The following is a 3,197-nucleotide window of genomic DNA, read 5'->3' as shown; positions in this document are numbered from 1 at the left end:
CCGCTGCATAAATCTACGCAACAGGTTAGAACCCAAGGCCCGATACGGCATGCGGACTGCAGGCAGAGAAAACTGGCCGATTTTCTCTGCACTGGAGGGATAATACAAGGCCTGATAAGACGCGGCAGCGTCGCATCAGGCATTGTGCACGATTGCCGGATGCGGCGTGAACGCCTTATCCGGCCTGGATGGCTTGCTGCGACGAACACCAACCCTTACCCCTGACGCTTATCTTCCGTATTCGTCTCGAAATCACTGGCGTCATGGCGCTCATGCAACTGCTCATTCAGCGGTCCGTTGGTGCGGTTAACAATACGCCCACGTTTCACCGCCGGACGTTCGCCTACTTCTTTCGCCCAGCGTTGTACATGCTTATAACTGCCCGCATCAAGAAACTCTGCGGCATCATACACGCCGCCTAACACCACGTTGCCAAACCACGGCCAAATCGCCATATCCGCAATGGTGTACTCATCGCCCGCAACAAACTTATGCTGCGCCAGTTGCTTATCCAGCACGTCGAGCAGACGTTTGGCTTCCATGGTAAAGCGGTTGATGGCGTACTCAATCTTTACCGGTGCGTAATGGTAAAAGTGACCAAAACCACCGCCGAGGAACGGTGCCGCGCCCTGTAACCAGAACAGCCAGTTCATCGTTTCAGTACGCTTTGCCAAATCCTGCGGCAGGAAGTAGCCAAATTTCTCCGCCAGATAAAGCAGGATCGAACCAGATTCAAACACGCGGATCGGCGGATTATGCGTATGATCGCGCAGCGCCGGGATCTTCGAGTTTGGGTTCACTTCGACAAAGCCGCTGGAGAATTGATCGCCATCGCCAATACGAATCAGCCAGGCGTCGTACTCTGCACCAGTAACGCCCAGCGCCAGCAGCTCCTCAAGCATAATCGTTACTTTCTGACCGTTCGGCGTTCCCAGCGAATAAAGTTGCAATGGGTGTTTGCCAACGGGCAGCGTTTTTTCATGCGTCGGACCAGAAACCGGGCGATTGATATTGGCGAACGCGCCGCCAGCGGATTTATCCCACGTCCAGACTTTCGCGGGCTGATAAGTATTGTCTGTCATAGTGAGTTGCCTTCTGAGTGGTAGTGTTGAAGCAGTGTAGCAGGTCACTTGCTGTACAGAATGTGAATTTTTTAACCCTTTGCGCCAGCCGCTGCGATGAGGTGTATGATTAGTCTGACCTCTGTCCGGTTAATGTCGCTGAGCAGGTAATCAGAGCACAACAATTACGCCAACTGCTTAGGTTGTATTGTTAAAGGTAAAGTGATGAGCAAAGGAACGACCAGCCAGGATGCCCCGTTCGGGACATTATTGGGCTACGCCCCAGGTGGGGTAGCAATCTACTCTTCAGATTACAGTTCTCTCGATCCGCAGGAATACGAAGATGACGCCGTATTCCGTAGCTATATCGACGACGAATATATGGGCCACAAGTGGCAATGCGTTGAATTTGCTCGCCGTTTTCTCTTTCTGAATTACGGTGTGGTCTTTACTGACGTGGGTATGGCGTGGGAGATTTTCTCGCTGCGCTTCCTGCGAGAAGTGGTTAATGACAACATCCTGCCATTGCAGGCATTTCCTAACGGCTCGCCGCGTGCGCCGGTCGCGGGTGCGCTTCTTATCTGGGATAAAGGCGGTGAATTTAAAGACACTGGCCATGTCGCCATCATTACCCAATTGCATGGCAACAAAGTCCGTATTGCGGAACAGAACGTGATTCATTCCCCGTTGCCGCAAGGGCAACAGTGGACGCGTGAGCTGGAGATGGTGGTCGAAAACGGCTGCTATACCCTGAAAGACACTTTTGATGACACCACCATTCTGGGCTGGATGATCCAGACGGAAGATACTGAATACAGCTTACCGCAGCCGGAAATTGCAGGCGAGCTGCTGAAAATCAGCGGAGCGCGCCTGGAAAACAAAGGCCAGTTTGACGGTAAATGGCTGGATGAAAAAGATCCGCTGCAAAACGCCTATGTGCAGGCCAACGGTCAGGTGATCAATCAGGATCCGTATCATTACTACACCATTACCGAGAGTGCCGAGCAGGAGCTAATTAAAGCCACCAACGAGCTGCACCTGATGTATCTTCACGCAACCGACAAGGTGCTGAAAGATGACAACCTGCTGGCGCTGTTCGACATCCCGAAAATCCTCTGGCCACGTTTGCGTCTCTCCTGGCAGCGTCGCCGTCACCATATGATCACCGGTCGTATGGATTTCTGCATGGATGAGCGTGGTCTGAAGGTTTACGAGTACAACGCCGACTCTGCCTCATGTCATACCGAAGCGGGCTTGATCCTCGAACGTTGGGCGGAGCAGGGCTATAAAGGCAACGGCTTCAATCCGGCGGAAGGGCTGATTAACGAACTGGCTGGTGCCTGGAAACACAGTCGTGCACGTCCGTTTGTCCATATCATGCAGGACAAAGATATCGAGGAAAACTATCACGCGCAGTTTATGGAGCAGGCGCTGCACCAGGCGGGCTTTGAAACGCGTATCTTGCGCGGGCTGGATGAACTGGGCTGGGATGCTGCCGGGCAACTGATTGATGGGGAAGGAGGGCTGGTTAACTGCGTGTGGAAAACCTGGGCGTGGGAAACCGCGTTTGATCAGATTCGTGAAGTTAGCGACCGTGAGTTTGCTGCGGTGCCAATCCGTACCGGTCATCCGCAAAACGAAGTGCGTCTTATCGACGTATTGCTGCGCCCGGAAGTGCTGGTCTTTGAGCCGCTGTGGACGGTGATCCCCGGCAACAAAGCGATTCTGCCGATCCTCTGGTCGCTGTTCCCGCACCATCGTTACCTGCTGGATACCGATTTCACTGTTAATGATGAACTGGTGAAAACAGGTTACGCAGTGAAACCGATCGCCGGTCGCTGTGGCAGCAATATCGACCTCGTCAGCCATCATGAAGAGGTGCTGGACAAAACCAGCGGTAAATTTGCCGAGCAGAAAAACATCTATCAGCAACTGTGGTGTTTGCCGAAAGTGGACGGTAAATACATTCAGGTATGTACCTTCACCGTTGGCGGCAACTACGGTGGGACGTGTTTGCGCGGTGATGAATCACTGGTCATCAAAAAAGAGAGTGATATTGAACCGTTAATTGTGGTGAAAAAGTAATACATGTTGTAGCAACCCCGTACTGATTATGAAGAATAATCAGTACGGGGA

2 protein-coding genes are annotated in these 3,197 nt (G+C 52.5%); one reads left to right on the top strand and one right to left on the bottom strand.

The genetic code is table 11. From position 1 onward, the window contains the following. Positions 1-215: 215 nt before the first annotated feature. Positions 216-1,082 (bottom strand): glutathione-dependent disulfide-bond oxidoreductase, encoded by an 867-nt coding sequence (gene yghU / locus E0D98_RS22715; protein ID WP_001295515.1) that lies wholly within the window; start codon positions 1,080-1,082, stop codon positions 216-218. Positions 1,083-1,286: 204 nt separating this feature from the next. On the opposite strand from yghU, the gene gss reads away from it, so the two are divergent. Next, a complete protein-coding gene (gss, locus tag E0D98_RS22710; protein WP_001378395.1) occupies positions 1,287-3,146 on the top strand; it encodes a bifunctional glutathionylspermidine amidase/synthase in 1,860 nt (619 codons plus the stop codon). Positions 3,147-3,197 lie beyond the last annotated feature (51 nt).

The sequence above is a fragment of the Escherichia sp. KCJ4928 genome (assembly GCF_004352695.1).
Taxonomy (GTDB): Bacteria; Pseudomonadota; Gammaproteobacteria; order Enterobacterales; family Enterobacteriaceae; genus ECMA0423.
The sequence above is the reverse complement of the archived record's forward strand: the minus strand, read 5'-3'. Positions and strand labels throughout refer to the sequence as shown.